Consider the following 14,190-nt stretch of genomic DNA (forward strand, 5'->3'; position numbering starts at 1 on the left):
TCGACTTTCATGATTTCCACACGATTCGTACTCAAGCGGCTGCTGTTGCTCGTCCCCGTGCTGGTGGGAGTGGCGTCGCTCGTCTTTTCCATTCTGCACCTCTCGCCGGGTGACCCGGCGCTCACCATCGCGGGCGAGCGCGCCAGCGAGGAGTTCGTCCGGCAGATCGAAGAGAGCCTCGGCCTGAACGACCCCATCTGGGTGCAGTACGGGCGGTTCCTCGTCGATGCCGCGCAGTTCCAGTTCGGCGAGTCGTTCATCATCCAGCGGAACACCGCGGTCCGCGAGGTGCTCGCCAACAAGCTGCCGGTCACGCTCGAACTCGCCATCTACGGCCAGCTCATCGGTATCTCGCTGGGCATCCCGCTCGGCATCCTGAGCGCCGTCAAGCAGGACAGCATCACGGACCACCTGACGCGCATCGGCGCGCTCGCCGGCATCAGCGTGCCCATCTTTTGGAGCGGCCCGCTTCTCATCTTGCTGTTCGCGCAGGTGCTCGGGTGGCTCCCGACGAGCGGCCGCATCTCGGTCCTCTACAACGTCGAGGCCATCCGGGTGACGGGGCTCGTCACGGTCGACACCCTCATCGCGGGCAACTGGGAGATGTTCGTCTCCGCGGTCCGCCACATGATTCTCCCGGCGTCGGTCATCGGGGTTTACTCGATGGCGCTCATCTCCCGGATGATGCGTTCGTCGATGCTGGAGGTCATCCGGCAGGACTACATGCGGACCGCCCGCGCGAAGGGCCAAGGCGCGAAGATAACGGTCCTGAAACACGGCTTCCGCAACGCGATGATTCCCGTCATCACGGTCATCGGCATCCAGTTCGGTGGCCTGCTCGGCGGCGCAGTACTCACGGAGACGGTGTTCGCCATCGGCGGCATCGGGACGCTTCTGGTCGAGGCCATCAAGGTCGGCGACTACCCCATCGTTCAGGGGACGGTCCTGACCTTCGCGTTCCTGTTCACGCTGGTCAACCTCGGCGTCGACATCACCTACTCCGTCCTTGACCCGAGGATCGAACAATGAGCACGGAAACCACGACCACGAACGAGACGGCGGCGGACGTCAACCAGCGCGGGCTCATCGACCGCTTGACTGCGTCGCCGTTCGTCTCCCGACTGCTGTCGAACCGCCTCGCGCTCGCCGGCATCGCCATCATCGTCGCGATGGTGGTCGCCGCGCTGTACGCGCGGCTGTTCTTGGACCTCGAGGTCATCACGCAGTCGCAACTCGGGACGAACCCGAACCGCGCCGCGCCGAGTCTCGACTTCCCGTTCGGCACCGACGGACAGGCCCGTAGTCTCCTGCCGCGGGTTGCCTACGGCGCGTGGTACGCGATGCTGTTCGGCACCGTCACGGTCGCCGCCTCGACCGTCCTCGGCGTCGGCCTCGGCATCGTCGCGGCCTACTACAGCGACGTGACCGACAACGTCATCATGCGGACGATGGACGTGCTGCTCGCGTTCCCGTCGCTGCTGTTGGCGCTGGCGCTCGTCGCCATCTTCCCCGACGAACTCGGGCTGTGGCGGGCGGTCGCCGCCTTGACGCTCGTCTACACGCCGCGGTTCGCCCGGGTCGTCCGCGGGGCCGCGTTGACCGTGCTCGAAAACGAGTACATCGACGCGACGGTCGCGCTCGGCGCGGCCGACCCGCGGGTGCTGATTCGGCACGTCCTGCCGAACTGCCTCGCGCCCATCACGGTCCAGAGCACGCTCAACTTCGGGCTGGCCATCATCGACCTCGCGGCGCTGTCGTTCCTCGGCTTCGGTGCCGAGGCCGGCACGCCCTCGTGGGGGCTCATGCTCTCGAACGGCGTGAGTCAGGGCCTGCTCACGGGCGTCTGGTGGTGGTCGTTCTTCCCCGGGTTCTTCCTCGCGCTCACCGTGCTGGGGTTCAATCTCCTCGGCGACGGCATGCGCGACGCGCTCGACCCGCGGATGCGCGAAGCGGTCGACTGACCGACCGTGTCAGCGCCACCGGAGCCGGCGGACGCGGACGCGCCCCCAGCCCTCGAACGGGCGGCGGTTCGGCTCCGTCTCGTCGGCACCGCGGCCCTCGCGGGCGCGCTCATCGCCGCCGTCTGGCTGGTCGCCACGCTGGTCGTCGGTGATTTCGCAGGGAGCGTCGAGACGACGTTCGCGCTCGGCTCGCTCGCGTTCGGGTTCGGCCTCCTCGGCTGGTCCGGGGCGGTCGCGCTCGGCCGCGGTATCGAGTCGATGCAGACCCACCTCGACACCGGCACGGGGTGGACGGAAGCGGACGCTCGGCGGGCGATGGCCCGGATTCTCGGGTTCGGACTCGGCGTGATGCTCGGGGCGACGACGGTCGGTACGGCCGTCTCTGCCGTCGCCTAAGTCCGCCGAGCGACGCCTCGGCGTTAGGCTCTCGGCAGTCGGAGTTCGATGACCGTCCCGTTCGGTTGGTTGTCCGTGATTTCCATCGAGCCGTTGCTGTTCGTCACCGCCCAGCGGACGAACCAGAGACCGAGCCCGTTCGTGTGCTGGAGCGGTGACTCTCGTCCGGAGTTGAGCGATTCGCGTTCGAGTGGTGGGATTCCCGGTCCGTTGTCGGCGACGCGGATGACAACCTGCTCCGGGCCGTCGTCGTCGGTGACCGAGAGATGGATTTCGACCTCGTCACCGCCGTAAACGACGGCGTTGTCGATGAGTTCGTTCACCGCGAGTTCGAACGTCGTGTGGGCTCGCGCGTTCGCGACGTCCGGCGCGTCGACGGTGATGGTCGCGTCGGGGTAGCTGAGCTGCGCGCCCTCGACCACGTTGCGAACGCAGTCGGCGACGTTCTGTGGTTGCACTCGCTCCGCCACGTTGGGGTCGAGCGCGGAGCTGAACTTCCGGGCCGTCTCGGCGAGCGAGAGGAGTTCGCTGGTCGCTCGCTCGATGGCCGCCGCCGACTCGAGCACGTCGTCGTCGGTGTGTTCGAGCAGCATCGCCGCGTGCGCCTGCGCGATGTTCATCTTGTTCCGGAGGTTGTGTCTGATGACGCGGTCGAGGACGGACAGCCGCCGTTCGCGCTCTTGGAGCTCGGTCACGTCGCGGCCGACACAGACGATGCCCTCGAACTCGTCCTCCGAAGACTTCGCCGCGATGGTCGTCTGAAACTGTCGCTCGGCACCGTCTCGGTCGACGACGACCGTCTCCATGGTCTCTTTGTCGCTGTCGCCCGCGAGGAGCGACGCGATGGACTCTAACAGCGCTTGCGAGTGGTGCTCGCCGAACACCGTCGAGACGTGTTCGCCGACGAGGTCGTCGGGGTCGCGACCCAGCAGGTCGGCGGTCGCGCTGTTCGCGAGGACGAACCGGAGATTGTCGTCCAGCGTGTAAATCGGGTCCGCGGTCGTCTCGACGATGCGCTCGTAGCGCTCTAACTCTCCCGACCGGGCCTTTCGCTCGGTGATGTCTTGGACGGTTCCGCGGAAGACGGGGGCGTCGGTCTCCCGCGTCGCGACGCCGCGGACGTTCACCCAGCGCATCTCGCCGCCAGCCATCTCGAGGCGACATTCGACTGACTGTTCTTCGCCGGTTTCGACGAGCCGTTCGAACGCCGCTCGGACCAGGGGTTCGTCTTCGGGGTGGTAGAACGAAAACGCCTCCGAGAGGTCGAACACCGTTCCCGGGTCGACGCCGAGGAGCTCCGCGAGCCCGCTCGTGAACAGAACCGCTCCGCTCTCCGCGTTGACCTCCCACGCGCCGACCGAGGCGATCTTCTGGCTCTGGTCGAACAGGTCGAGTAATCGTTCGCGCTCGCGCTCCTGTCGCTTCTGTGCTGTCACGTCCTCGATGGCGGCAATCACGCCGACGTGCTCCCCGTCGCTTCGGGTCAGCGGAGCGGCGTGGACGACGAGCCACCGCCGCTCGCCGTCGACGCCGATACCGTGTTCGAAGTTCGTGACCGTCTCGCCGGTGTCTCTCACCCGGTCGAAGGGGAGGTCCTCGTGGTCGAGCGGCTCTCCGCGTGCGTCGACGAGGTCCCACTCGGGGGCGTCGTACGACTGTCCGAGCACGACCGACCGCCGCAGACCGAGGACCGCCTGGGCCGCCTCGTTGGCGCGCACGATAATCCCGTCGTCGTTGAGGACCGCGATGCCGACCGGACTCGTCTCGAAGAGCTGTTTGAGCGTTTGGGTCTCGTGGACGAGTTGGTTCTTGAGCGCGTGGCGGACGGTCGCGTCGGTCTGGAACCCGACGAAGTGGGTGAGCTCGCCGTCCTCGTACACCGGCGATATCTTCAGTTCGTTCCAGAAGGGCGTCCCGTCCTTCCGGTAGTTCGTGAGACTGACGGCGACGCTCTCGCCGGCTTCGATTGCCTCGTGGAGTTTCTCGACCGGCTCGGAGTCGGTCTCTTCGCCCTGCAGAAACCGACAGTTCCGACCGAGTACCTCCGAGCGGTCGTAGCCGGTCATCTCTTCGAAAGCGTCGTTGATGTACGTGAGCGGCTGGTCGTCGTCGGCCTCGGTGATGGTGATGCCGACGGTCGCGCTGTCCATCGCGCGGCGGTACAACGCGAGTTGGAGCGACTGCCGTCGGGTCTGGAGGAGCGATTCGACCCGCGACCGGATGACCGCCTTCGGTGCGGGCACCGCGAGCACGTCGTCGGGAACGTCGTCGAGTCGTCGCGCGGCGACGACCTGTTGGTCCTGCGCGACCGTCAACAACACCGGGACGAACCGGTCACCGGCGTCGGCTTTGCGCTCGGCGAGCGCGTCTGCGACCGTCGAGTAGGTCTCCATATCGACGATACAGAGGTCGAACTCCGGGAGCGGGTCCTCGCCTGCACCTTCGTCTCCGTCTTCGCCTTCGCCTGCACCTCCGTCTTCGCCTTCGCGGCCGCGTTCCCAGACGATGACCTCGTACGCGTCGAGGAGTTCAGCCAGTAGCTCGCGGTCGCGAGCGCCGTGGAGCGCGAGGAGTATCCGCTCGTCCCCGGACGCGTCTCGCGCGGAACGTGCTCCGTTCCGGGACGCGTCTTCGCCCACGGTTACTCAGCCTCGTTCCACGTCGGCGTCCCCGTGAGGATGCCTCGGAGTTCGTCCAGCGGTTCGCCGACGACGATGCCGTCGCTCCCGATTTCGAACGACCGGAGCGTCGGCTCGAAGGAACCGAATCGCTTTTTCAGGACGCCGATGGCCTTGCGAATCTCGCCGCGCACCTCGATGTACCGGATGAACAGGATGTTGTCCGCGAGGTAGCTCACGTGGTTGTCGGAGGCGTAGAACGCGCCGGTGACCTGCTGTACCTCCTCGGTCAGCACGACGGTGACGCCCATGTTCTTGAGGTACCGCGCCAGCGCGTGGAGTTCGCGGCGGATGTCGCTTCGCTCGTCGGTGAGGCTGAGTTGGTAGCCGGCCGTGCCGTCTATCAGCACGAACTCCGTGCCGTTCGCCTCGACCTCGGCGCGGACTCGGTGGGCGAACTCGTCGGTCGAAATCGAGAGCGGTTCGACGGCGTCGACCCGGAGGGTCCCCGACTCGACGAGGTCGTCTATCGGGATACCGATGGACTCGGAGCGGTGCCGGAAGCTCGCTTTGCTTTCTTCGAAGAGGTAGACTGCGGCGCGCTCGCCGCGGTCGGCGGTCGCCCGCGCGAACGCGGCCCCGGTGGTCGATTTTCCGACGCCGCTCGGACCGCTGATGAGCGTGATGCTCCCGCGCTCGATGCCGCCGCCGAGCAGGGCGTCGAGGTCGTCGATGCCGGACGAGAGCGGTTCGATGGCGAATTCGCGGTGGTGCGACCCGGGGACGAGCCGCGGGAAGACGCGTATGCCGCGGTTGCCGTCGATTCGCATGGCGTGCGGCCCCGTCTGGGAGTCCGACCCGCGGAACTTCTCGACGCGAACCGACCGTCCCTCCTCGGACCGCAGGAGCGACAGCGACCCGTCACAGAGGTACGCGAGCGTCTCGTCGGTGTCGTCGCTCGACGGCTGGCTCGTAAACATCGTCGTCGTCCCCGACTGCTTGAGGTAGCTCAGGAGTGACGAGACGAGTCGACGGAACTGGTATTTGTCCGACGAGAGCCGGCCGAATTGGCTCAGCGGGTCGATGACCACCCTGTCGGGGTCGCGTTCCTCGATTGCCGCTTTCAGTTCGGTCGTCGTCGATTTCCCTTCGACCTCGCTCGGCGACAGCATCGTGTACGCCTCGTCGTCGAGGAACGCCTCGGGCGACGGGCTCAGGTCGAGAATCGGTACCGCGGCGAGGTCGAACCCGAGCGTCTCGGCGTTCGCTCGGAGGTCGGCCGCCGACTCCTCGAAGGAGACGAAAAGGACGCCTTCGCCGCGTTCGACCCCAGCCGACAGGAAGTGGTAGCCGACGATTGTCTTTCCCGCCCCGGACGCTCCACGGACCATGTACGTCCGGTTCGGCATGAGCCCACCGTCCAGTACCGAATCGAGTCCATCGATTCCCGTGGAGAGCCGCGGGGAGAGATCCGTCATGCTACTCACGTCTCGCCGGCACACCAAGAAACTACCACCGTCTCGGCGTGCCACGCCTCAGAACAACAGTCTCAGAAAAAGGTCTCGGGAGAGGCGCGGCGTCCGGTGGGGTTCAGACTGCCTCGGCCTGTTTCGCGGTCTTCCGAATCTCGTCGAGGACGGAGTCGAGAGCGAGCACGTCCGAGAGCGCTTCCATCGCGCTGGCGAAGGGGACGTCGAGCGCGTAGCTGTAGTAGTTCCCGCGCGAGCCGGTGCGGTTCTCCTCGGCCGAGAGGATGCCGAGCATCCGGAGGTCAGAGAGGTGGTTGTGGACCGACCGCTGGGCCAGCGGGTCGATGCCGGCGGAGTTGCACAGCCGGAGGTACTCCTGATAGAGGTCGCGCATCCGACACGGCGTCTCGTCGTGGGCGGCCTTCGAGACGACCGCGAGGAGCGCGAAGTGACCGTTTTCGGTGAGCTCGCGCATCCCCTCGACGACGCGCTCCTGTTCGAGCTTCTGCCGGGCGATGTCGACGTGGTCGAGCGTGATTCGCTCGTCGTCTTTGTTCTCGGCGTGTTCGCCGGCCAGTCGGAGGAGGTCGAGCGCCTGTCTCGCGCTCCCGCTGTCGCGGGCGGCGAGCGCCGCACAGAGGTTGAGCACGCCCTCCTCGCAGGCGTCTTCGGCGATGGCGACCTCAGCGCGCGATTCAAGGATGTTCTGCAGTTCGGGCGCTTGGTACGGCGGAAAGTGCAGTTCGCGCTCGCAGAGGGTATCCTGCACGCGCGGGTCGAGTTGGTCGTGGAACTTGAAATCGTTCGAGATGCCGATGAGGCCGACCTTGGCGTCTTCGAGCTTGCCGTTCGAGCGCGCTCGCGGGAGTTCGTAGAGGAGTTCGTCGCGGTCGCCGATGGAATCCACCTCGTCGAGAACGATGAGAACCGTCCCGCCCACGTCGTCCAACTCCTGAAACAGTTTCTTGAAGACGGTCTGTTGGGGGTAGCCGGTCGAGCTAATCTCCGCGCCCGGTGGTCGAAGCTCGTTGACGAGTTCGACCGCCACCTGATACGAGGAGTTGAGCGTCTTGCAGTTGATGGAGATGACGCTGAGGTCCACGTCGTCGTACTGCGAGACGTCTTCGAGGAGCATCTCGAGGAGGAATTCGGTGACCGCGGTCTTCCCCACGCCGGTGTTTCCGTACAGGAAGACGTTGTTCGGCTCCCAGCCGTCGACGACCGGTTGGAGCGCGTCCATGTACTCCGAAATCTCGTCGTCGCGCTCCTCGATGCGCTCGGGCTTGTAGGACTCCCCGAGGGCGTCCTTGTTGGTGAAGACGTTTTGTTTTCGCTCGAACCGGCGCATTAGCGTCGGTCCGTTGTGGCGTCCCCTTATTTAAAACCCCGATTTCATCTGATTCATGTGAATTGCGGCGGCGGTGTCGTCGGGTGGTGGGTGGCGTGTTCGGGTCGGAATCGTCGCCTCCCAACCAACTCTTGGTACCACATAGCGTGGTTCGTGTGAACTCGTTTGAACAGACACACACCACTTTTGCAAGTGAATAGGAGGATACGAGAGTAGCTAGTAGAACAACAGAGCGCGAGTTCAACTAAAGCGTTGACATGTCTCGGTGCCCGCGGTGCAGTTTGCAGTCAAACGTTTCTGTCGTGAACGGCCCGTAAACGGTCCAGTTCGGGAGAAATCACCTGCAACGGTGGTGGGTGACGACGTTCGAGTCGCGACCGAGGTTCACTTGCACCCGTGCTCTCTCCGAGTGCCCGCCGATGGCACCCCCTCTCGGCGTTACCACGCTTCACGTGCAACGGTGGTGTCTGTGTGTCTCCCCAGCCCCTCCTTCCCACCGCCAATTCACTTGCAAACGTGGTGTGTGGGTGTCGTGCCTCGGCTTTCGTCCGCCGTACCCGCGGGTGGTTCACTTGTAATGGTGGTCTGTCCAGCCGCGTCGTCTGCGGGCCGAACGATAGGACGCCCGCTTGATTCGGTCGGTCGGCCGAACGTCGTTCGCTCCTCCGACGACCGCTTCGTCCCTCGAAATGTCTTTACCCCGGATACTGTTACCTACCATCGTGGACCGTTCCGCCCTCCGCGCACTCGCGCTCGCCCTCCTCGCGGTCGTCGCCCTCTCGGTCGTCGCCGCCACCATCGATTCGACCGTCGTCAGTAGCGGCGGTCCAGTCGGCTTCGGTGGCGGTGAGACCGGGGGCGCAGTCGCTGGTGACACGAACGGGACCGGCGTGCAACCCTCGGGGTCGTTCGACGGTCTCAGCATTCCGACGCCGTGTCTCCCGTGGCTGCTCTCGCCCGGAATCCTCGCCGGGGTCGCCCTCGTCTTCGTCCTCCTCGGCGCGTACGCCTATCGAGAGACCGGTTCGTTGCTCCCGCCGCTTGCCATTTTCGTGGCGCTCGGCCCGCCGGTCGTCTTGCTTTTCGCCCTCCTCACGGCGTGTCGCCGCGAGTTCTCGTTTTCGTCTCGCGCCGCGGCCGCCGCGCGAAACGTCTCGTTTCTCCCCGCCGGTGGTGGCGGTAGCCTCGGCGACGGCGGCGCGGCACAGGCCGTCTCGCCGCCGACGCTCGTGTTCGGTCTCCTGCTCGCGACCGCGCTCGTCGTCGCTGTCTTCCTGCTCGTCACCGGGACCGGCGACTCGCCCGAGGCCGACGATGAAGTCGCGCCCATCGACGAGGACGAGGGGCCGAACGTCGCCGCCGTCGGACGGGCCGCCGGGGCCGCGGCCCAGCGCATCGAAGACGGTGACGCCGACGTGGAAAACGAAGTGTTCCGCGCGTGGGGTGAGATGACGGCGCTCCTCGACGTGCCGAACCGCCGCGCCGCGACGCCCGCCGAGTTCGCGGATTCGGCCGTCGACGCGGGCATGGACCGCGACGACGTGGGTGACCTGACGACGCTGTTCGAGGAAGTCCGCTACGGCGGCTTCGAGGCGACGCCGGAGCGCGAGCGCCGCGCGGTCGACGCGCTCAGGAACATCGAAGACACCTACGCCGACGCGACGGGGGACGACCGATGACGCTCGCGCGTCGGCTGTTCTTGCTCGTCGGCGTCGTCGCCACGGCCGCGGGCTTCGCGGTCGTCGCCGGCGTCTCGCTCGGCCTCGAACTGACGGACGTCTTTCTCGGTCTCGTCGCAGCGCTCGCGGCGCTTCAGGGGCTTCGGTACGTCCAGCGCCGCCGCGAAACCCCGATGAACACCACGGTCACCGGAGACCCGGAAGCGAGAGTCGCGGTCCCGATACCCGGCTCCGACTTCGACGACGACCTCGTGTCGGCGATGGGTCGGCACACCCACTGGGCCGCCCGCAAGCGAGTCGTCGACCGACTCGAATCGCGGGCGACACAGGCGCTCGTCGCCCGCGACGGTCGCGCCCCCGAGGAAGCGGCCGCGCTCCTCGACACCGGCGGCTGGACCGACGACCCGGTCGCCGCGCGCTTTCTCGGCGCGTCCGTCTCGATTCCGCTCCGACAGCGCGTCCGGCTCTTCCTGTCGGGACAGTCGTCGCTCACCGACCGTGCCGGGCGAACCGTCGCCGCGATAGAGCGAATCGGCACCGACGACGACTCCACGGGTGAGCGCCGATGAGCCGCGGGTTCGACACCGAACGCTGGACCGGTCTCGACGGCCTCGTTCTCGTCGCGGCCGGCGCGGGCGTGTTCACCCGCGAGGCGTCGCTGCTCCTCGCGGCCGGCCTCGGCGTCGTCGTGCTCGGCTACGTCCGGGTCGCGGCGATTCCCGAGGTGTCGCTCCGAATCGAGCGCGACCTCTCGGACGCGACGCCCGACCCCGACGACGAGGTCGAGGTGACGCTCCGGGTCACCAACGAGGGGTCAGGGACGCTGTTCGACCTCCGCGTCGTCGACGGCGTCCCGCCGGCGCTCGGCGTCGCGGACGGCCCTGCCCGACTGGGAACGGCGCTCCGACCGGGAGCGACCGCGACCGCGACCTACACGGTCACGGCCGTCCGCGGCGAGCACGCGTGGGACGAGACGGTCGTCGTCGTCCGCGACCCGAGCGGGGCCGTCGAGTCCCGCGAGACGGTCAGCGCCGAGACGACGCTCCGGTGTGAACCCGAACTCGCCGCGACCGCCGACCTGCCGCTTCGCGGCCTCACCTCGAAGTACGCCGGCCGCGTCGAGACCGACGTGCCGGGGTCGGGACTGGAGTTCGCCTCAATCCGCGAGTACCGCCACGGCGACCCGATTCGGCGCATCGACTGGAACCGCCGCGCTCGCACGGGCGAACTCGCCACCGTGGAGTTCAGAGAGGAGCGCGCCGCATCCGTCGTCCTCGTCGTCGACACCCGCCCGGAGGCGCACGTCGCCCCCGACGACGAGGCGGAGACCGCGGTCGAGCGCTCCGTCGACGCCGCGAGCGTCGCCTTCTCGGCGCTCCTCGACAGCGGCGACAGCGTCGGCGTCGCGGCGTTCGGCCCCGACGAGTGCTGGCTCGCCCCCTCGTCGGGCGCCGACCACCGCGCCCGCGCCCGTCGGCTGTTCGCGACCCACCCGGCGTTCGCGCCGACGCCGCCGGACGGGGCCTTTTTCCCGTCCGTCGCGGTCCGCCGGCTCCGGCGTCGGCTCGCCAGCGACGCGCAGGTCATCTTCTGCTCGCCGCTCGTGGACGACTACGGCGTGTCGGTCGCCCGCAGGTTGGAGGCCTACGGCCACGCCGTGACGGTCGTCTCGCCCGACCCGACGACGACCGCGACCATCGGCGCGCGGCTCGCGCGCATCGAGCGCGACCTGCGGCTCCGCGAACTCCGACGGAGCGGCGTCCGCGTCCTCGACTGGGGTGACGAACCGCTCGGGGTCGCGCTCGCGCGGGCCGAAGCGGGGTGGTCGCGGTGAGCGAAATCACCCGCAAGCCGACCCGCACGGGGACCGCGATGGCGCTGTCGGTCGCCGGACTCACGACGTTCACACTCGGGTTTACCACGTCCACCGCGGCGGTCGGCGGCCTCGTCGCGACGGTCGCGCTCGCCGCGGGGCTGTTCCGGGGCTCGCGGCGCATCGTCGACGCCGCGGGCGGGCTGTTCTTCCTCTCGCTCCTCTTCGCGGGCGCGACCGGGGCCGGAACGGAGGCGCTCCTCCTCGCCGCGCTCGGCTCGATACTCGCGTGGGACCTCGCCGAGAACGCGCACTCGGTCGGCGAACACCTCGGCCGCGAAACCGATACGCTCCGGCTCGAACTCGTCCACGCGGCGGCGACGCTCGTCGTGCTCGCGGTCGGGGCAGCGGTCGTCTACGGCGCGGACCGGGCGGCCGCCGGCGGCCAGCCCATCACGGCCGTCGTCTTACTCTTGGTCGGGGTGGTCGCGCTCGTGACGGTCGTCACGCGCTGAGCGGTCTCTCGCTGTCTTCTCGATTCTCCTCGATTCCCGCCTCACTCCAGCGTCGGCACGGTCACCCGGCCGAGCACGTCGTCGACGACGTCCGATTTCTGCACGTCTTCGACCCGCGCGTCCGGTGTCAGAACGAGCCGGTGGGCGAGTACGGACTGCGAGACGCGTTTCACGTCGTCGGGCGTGACGAACTCGCGGCCCTCGATGACGGCGCGGGCGCGGGTCGCCTCGAACAGCCGTTGGGTCCCGCGGGGCGAGACGCCGATGCGGACTCGGCGGTCGGTGCGCGTCTCCCGCGCGAGTTTTGCCATGTATTCGAGCAGGTCGTCCTCGACGCGGACCGACTCGGGCGCGCGGCGGATGGCGGCGACGGTGTCGCGGTCGAGGACTCGCTCGACGCTCGGGCTCTGTTCGCTCCGGCCGGCGCGCCGGTGGAGGAGTTCGACCTCGCCGTCGAGGTCGGGGTAGCCGATGGCCGACTTCACGACGAACCGGTCGACCTGCGCCTCGGGGAGGGTGAACGTCCCCTCCTGCTCGACGGGGTTCTGCGTGGCGATGACGAAAAAGGGCCTCGGGAGCTGGTGGGTCTCGCCGTCGACGGTCACCTGTCCCTCCTCCATCGCTTCGAGGAGGGCGGCTTGGGTCTTCGGCGGCGCGCGGTTGATTTCGTCGGCGAGGACGACGTTGGCGAAGATAGGACCCGGCGAGAACTCGAAGGTCCGCTCGCGTTCGTCGTAGATGTTCGTCCCGGTCACGTCGGCGGGAAGCAGGTCCGGGGTGAACTGCACGCGGGAAAACGACAGTCCGAGCGCGGTGGCGACGCTCCGCGCGGTGAGTGTCTTTCCGGTTCCCGGGACGTCTTCGAGGAGGACGTGACCGCGGGCGAGGACGCCCGTCAGGACGGTTTCGAGGAAGGCTCGGTCGGCGATGACGGCCTCCGAGATGGCGTCGAGCACCTCGGCGCACGTCTCGCTGGCCGTGTCGATGTCCATACACCTCCCGGGTCTGCGTGCGACTTATTCCCATTGGTCGCCGGCGCTCGCTCGCCCGTCGGCGACACCGCCCGCTCCGCCCGGACGCAGTTGGGCCACAGACTCGCCGACTGCGTCCGTGTGAGTCCTCGCCGCGGCCCTCGGAAATCGAAACGGATTAAACTATCCGCGAGAGAGACAACGATGGAAGCCGAGGTAGCCTAGCCCGGCCAAGGCGGTAGATTCGAAATCTACTGTCCATTCGGACACGTGAGTTCAAATCTCACCCTCGGCGCTTCTTCCGAACGTCACCCCCCGAGAGACGCTCGTGTCTCTCGCCCTGCGTGACGAGGCTGTGCGACGACCCGAGATTTGAACCAGCGAGCGAACGCAGTGAGCGAGTGAGGTTCAAATCTCACCCTCGGCGCTTCTCGCGGCCACAACGTTCCGAGCGGCGCGTCTCGTCGCGCCGCGGCTCCGATTCTCTTAGACAGACCCGCAGTCCCACTGCTCTCGATGGACGAGTTCGCTCGTGTCGATGCGCTCGCGCCAGCCCTCCCGCTGAAGCACCGGCTCCTCGGGAAATCCGTCCTCGGGATAGCCGACACAGAGATACGCAATCGGCGCGACGTGGTGCGGAATCCCGAGCACCTCGCGGACCTCGTGCGGATAGAGAAACGACACCCAGCCGACGCCGACGCCCTCGGCCCGCGCGGCCAGCCAGAGGTTCTGCACGGCGAGACACGTCGAGTAGGTGTCCATCGCCTGCATCGTGTTACGTCCGAGGACGTGCGGGGCGTCCCGCGTCGGGTCGCACGTGACGCAGATGTTCACCGGCGCGTCGGTGATGCCCTCCAACTTCAGCCGACCGAACTCTGACTTCCGGGGCTCTCGATAGCCCTCGCGGGCCGCTGCAATCGCCCGCTCCGCGATGGACGCGACGGCCGTCTTCGTCTCGTCGTCCTCGACGACGACGAAGTCCCACGGTTGCGAGAAGCCGACGCTCGGGGCGTGATGCGCGGCGTCGAGCAGTCGAGCCAGCGTCTCCTCGGACACCGGGTCGTCGCTGAACCGCCGAATGTCCCGCCGCGCGTATATCGACTTGTACACGCCCGCCCGCTCGGACTCCGTGAATCCAACCATCGTTTCGATAGTCCAGACTGGCTTGCAAATCGGTTCTGATACGCCAGACGGCTCACGCTTCGCCTGCCGAAATAGTTACTAATCAGACACGAATGGTGGACCGTATGGACGCCACACTCGAACACAGACTCGAAGTCATCATCGCCCTCCTGTTCCTGTTGCTCACCATCGAGGTCTACCGACTTGCCGGCTACTTCGGCGTCGCGTTCGTCATCGTGGCCACTCTCATCACCTTCGGACTGGGCTCGAAGCCGAGTTCGACCTGAGTCGCGCTCTC

At 67.4% G+C, this 14,190-nt stretch carries 13 protein-coding genes and 1 tRNA gene; 9 read left to right on the forward strand and 5 right to left on the reverse strand.

The window, feature by feature from the left end:
- The first annotated feature begins 9 nt into the window (after window positions 1-9).
- Genes BN984_RS09460 through BN984_RS09470 form a run of 3 tightly spaced genes read left to right on the forward strand, consistent with a single transcriptional unit; the run spans window position 10 to window position 2,357 of the window.
- On the forward strand, window positions 10-1,029 hold the full coding sequence (locus BN984_RS09460) for an ABC transporter permease (protein WP_008091945.1): 1,020 nt from the start codon (window positions 10-12) through the stop codon (window positions 1,027-1,029).
- Window positions 1,026-1,961: an ABC transporter permease gene (locus BN984_RS09465; protein WP_008091946.1), complete on the forward strand. Its 936-nt coding sequence runs from the start codon at window positions 1,026-1,028 to the stop codon at window positions 1,959-1,961. Before BN984_RS09460 ends, BN984_RS09465 begins: the two co-directional genes overlap by 4 nt.
- Before the next feature lie 6 nt (window positions 1,962-1,967).
- Window positions 1,968-2,357, forward strand: coding sequence for a DUF7268 family protein (locus tag BN984_RS09470; RefSeq protein ID WP_008091947.1), 390 nt, complete (start codon window positions 1,968-1,970; stop codon window positions 2,355-2,357).
- A 23-nt stretch (window positions 2,358-2,380) separates the two neighbouring features.
- On the opposite strand, the gene BN984_RS09475 is transcribed toward BN984_RS09470, so the two are convergent.
- The 3 genes from BN984_RS09475 to BN984_RS09485 all read right to left on the reverse strand — a co-directional run bounded on the left by BN984_RS09475 (window position 2,381) and on the right by BN984_RS09485 (window position 7,792).
- Window positions 2,381-4,996: a PAS domain S-box protein gene (locus BN984_RS09475; protein WP_049968104.1), complete on the reverse strand. Its 2,616-nt coding sequence runs from the start codon at window positions 4,994-4,996 to the stop codon at window positions 2,381-2,383.
- Between the two features lie 2 nt (window positions 4,997-4,998).
- The gene (locus BN984_RS09480) at window positions 4,999-6,453 is read right to left on the reverse strand and encodes an ATPase domain-containing protein (RefSeq protein ID WP_049968105.1); all 1,455 of its coding nucleotides are present in this window, start codon (window positions 6,451-6,453) and stop codon (window positions 4,999-5,001) included.
- A 112-nt stretch (window positions 6,454-6,565) separates the two neighbouring features.
- The gene (locus BN984_RS09485) at window positions 6,566-7,792 is read right to left on the reverse strand and encodes an orc1/cdc6 family replication initiation protein (protein ID WP_004972987.1); all 1,227 of its coding nucleotides are present in this window, start codon (window positions 7,790-7,792) and stop codon (window positions 6,566-6,568) included.
- Between the two features lie 722 nt (window positions 7,793-8,514).
- Between BN984_RS09485 and BN984_RS09490 the strand changes: the two genes are divergently transcribed.
- From BN984_RS09490 to BN984_RS09505, 4 genes are read left to right on the forward strand one after another with little or no spacing between them, the layout of a single operon-like run.
- Window positions 8,515-9,471, forward strand: a complete 957-nt coding sequence (locus BN984_RS09490; protein WP_049968106.1) for a DUF4129 domain-containing protein — start codon at window positions 8,515-8,517, stop codon at window positions 9,469-9,471.
- Complete coding sequence (locus BN984_RS09495; protein ID WP_049968107.1) at window positions 9,468-10,040, forward strand: DUF7269 family protein; 573 nt, start codon at window positions 9,468-9,470, stop codon at window positions 10,038-10,040. The genes BN984_RS09490 and BN984_RS09495 overlap by 4 nt, the downstream gene beginning before the upstream one ends.
- Entirely contained in the window at window positions 10,037-11,305 is a 1,269-nt protein-coding gene (locus BN984_RS09500) for a DUF58 domain-containing protein (protein WP_049968108.1), read from the forward strand. The genes BN984_RS09495 and BN984_RS09500 overlap by 4 nt, the downstream gene beginning before the upstream one ends.
- Complete coding sequence (locus BN984_RS09505) at window positions 11,293-11,799, forward strand: DUF7519 family protein (RefSeq protein WP_008091959.1); 507 nt, start codon at window positions 11,293-11,295, stop codon at window positions 11,797-11,799. The genes BN984_RS09500 and BN984_RS09505 overlap by 13 nt, the downstream gene beginning before the upstream one ends.
- A 41-nt stretch (window positions 11,800-11,840) precedes the next feature.
- Here the strand turns inward: BN984_RS09505 and BN984_RS09510 are convergent, their stop codons facing one another.
- Window positions 11,841-12,791 (reverse strand): AAA family ATPase, encoded by a 951-nt coding sequence (locus BN984_RS09510; protein WP_008091961.1) that lies wholly within the window; start codon window positions 12,789-12,791, stop codon window positions 11,841-11,843.
- A 189-nt stretch (window positions 12,792-12,980) separates the two neighbouring features.
- Between BN984_RS09510 and BN984_RS09515 the strand changes: the two genes are divergently transcribed.
- Window positions 12,981-13,065, forward strand: a tRNA-Ser gene (locus BN984_RS09515).
- Window positions 13,066-13,256: 191 nt separating this feature from the next.
- On the opposite strand, the gene bluB is transcribed toward BN984_RS09515, so the two are convergent.
- Complete coding sequence (gene bluB, locus BN984_RS09520) at window positions 13,257-13,913, reverse strand: 5,6-dimethylbenzimidazole synthase (RefSeq protein WP_049968109.1); 657 nt, start codon at window positions 13,911-13,913, stop codon at window positions 13,257-13,259.
- Between the two features lie 104 nt (window positions 13,914-14,017).
- Between bluB and BN984_RS19730 the strand changes: the two genes are divergently transcribed.
- The gene (locus tag BN984_RS19730; protein WP_007275755.1) at window positions 14,018-14,179 is read left to right on the forward strand and encodes a hypothetical protein; all 162 of its coding nucleotides are present in this window, start codon (window positions 14,018-14,020) and stop codon (window positions 14,177-14,179) included.
- Window positions 14,180-14,190 lie beyond the last annotated feature (11 nt).

It is taken from the genome of Haloferax prahovense (genome assembly GCF_000723845.1).
GTDB lineage: Archaea > Halobacteriota > Halobacteria > Halobacteriales > Haloferacaceae > Haloferax > Haloferax prahovense.

Bases quoted from the DNA above. Each gene is read 5' to 3' on its own strand.
- BN984_RS09460 (WP_008091945.1), top strand. From the start codon at position 10: ATGATTTCCACACGATTCGTACTCAAGCGGCTGCTGTTGCTCGTCCCC.
- BN984_RS09465 (WP_008091946.1), top strand. From the start codon at position 1,026: ATGAGCACGGAAACCACGACCACGAACGAGACGGCGGCGGACGTCAAC.
- BN984_RS09480 (WP_049968105.1), bottom strand. From the start codon at position 6,453: ATGACGGATCTCTCCCCGCGGCTCTCCACGGGAATCGATGGACTCGAT.
- BN984_RS09485 (WP_004972987.1), bottom strand. From the start codon at position 7,792: ATGCGCCGGTTCGAGCGAAAACAAAACGTCTTCACCAACAAGGACGCC.
- BN984_RS09495 (WP_049968107.1), top strand. From the start codon at position 9,468: ATGACGCTCGCGCGTCGGCTGTTCTTGCTCGTCGGCGTCGTCGCCACG.
- BN984_RS09500 (WP_049968108.1), top strand. From the start codon at position 10,037: ATGAGCCGCGGGTTCGACACCGAACGCTGGACCGGTCTCGACGGCCTC.
- BN984_RS09510 (WP_008091961.1), bottom strand. From the start codon at position 12,791: ATGGACATCGACACGGCCAGCGAGACGTGCGCCGAGGTGCTCGACGCC.
- bluB (WP_049968109.1), bottom strand. From the start codon at position 13,913: ATGGTTGGATTCACGGAGTCCGAGCGGGCGGGCGTGTACAAGTCGATA.
- BN984_RS19730 (WP_007275755.1), top strand. From the start codon at position 14,018: ATGGACGCCACACTCGAACACAGACTCGAAGTCATCATCGCCCTCCTG.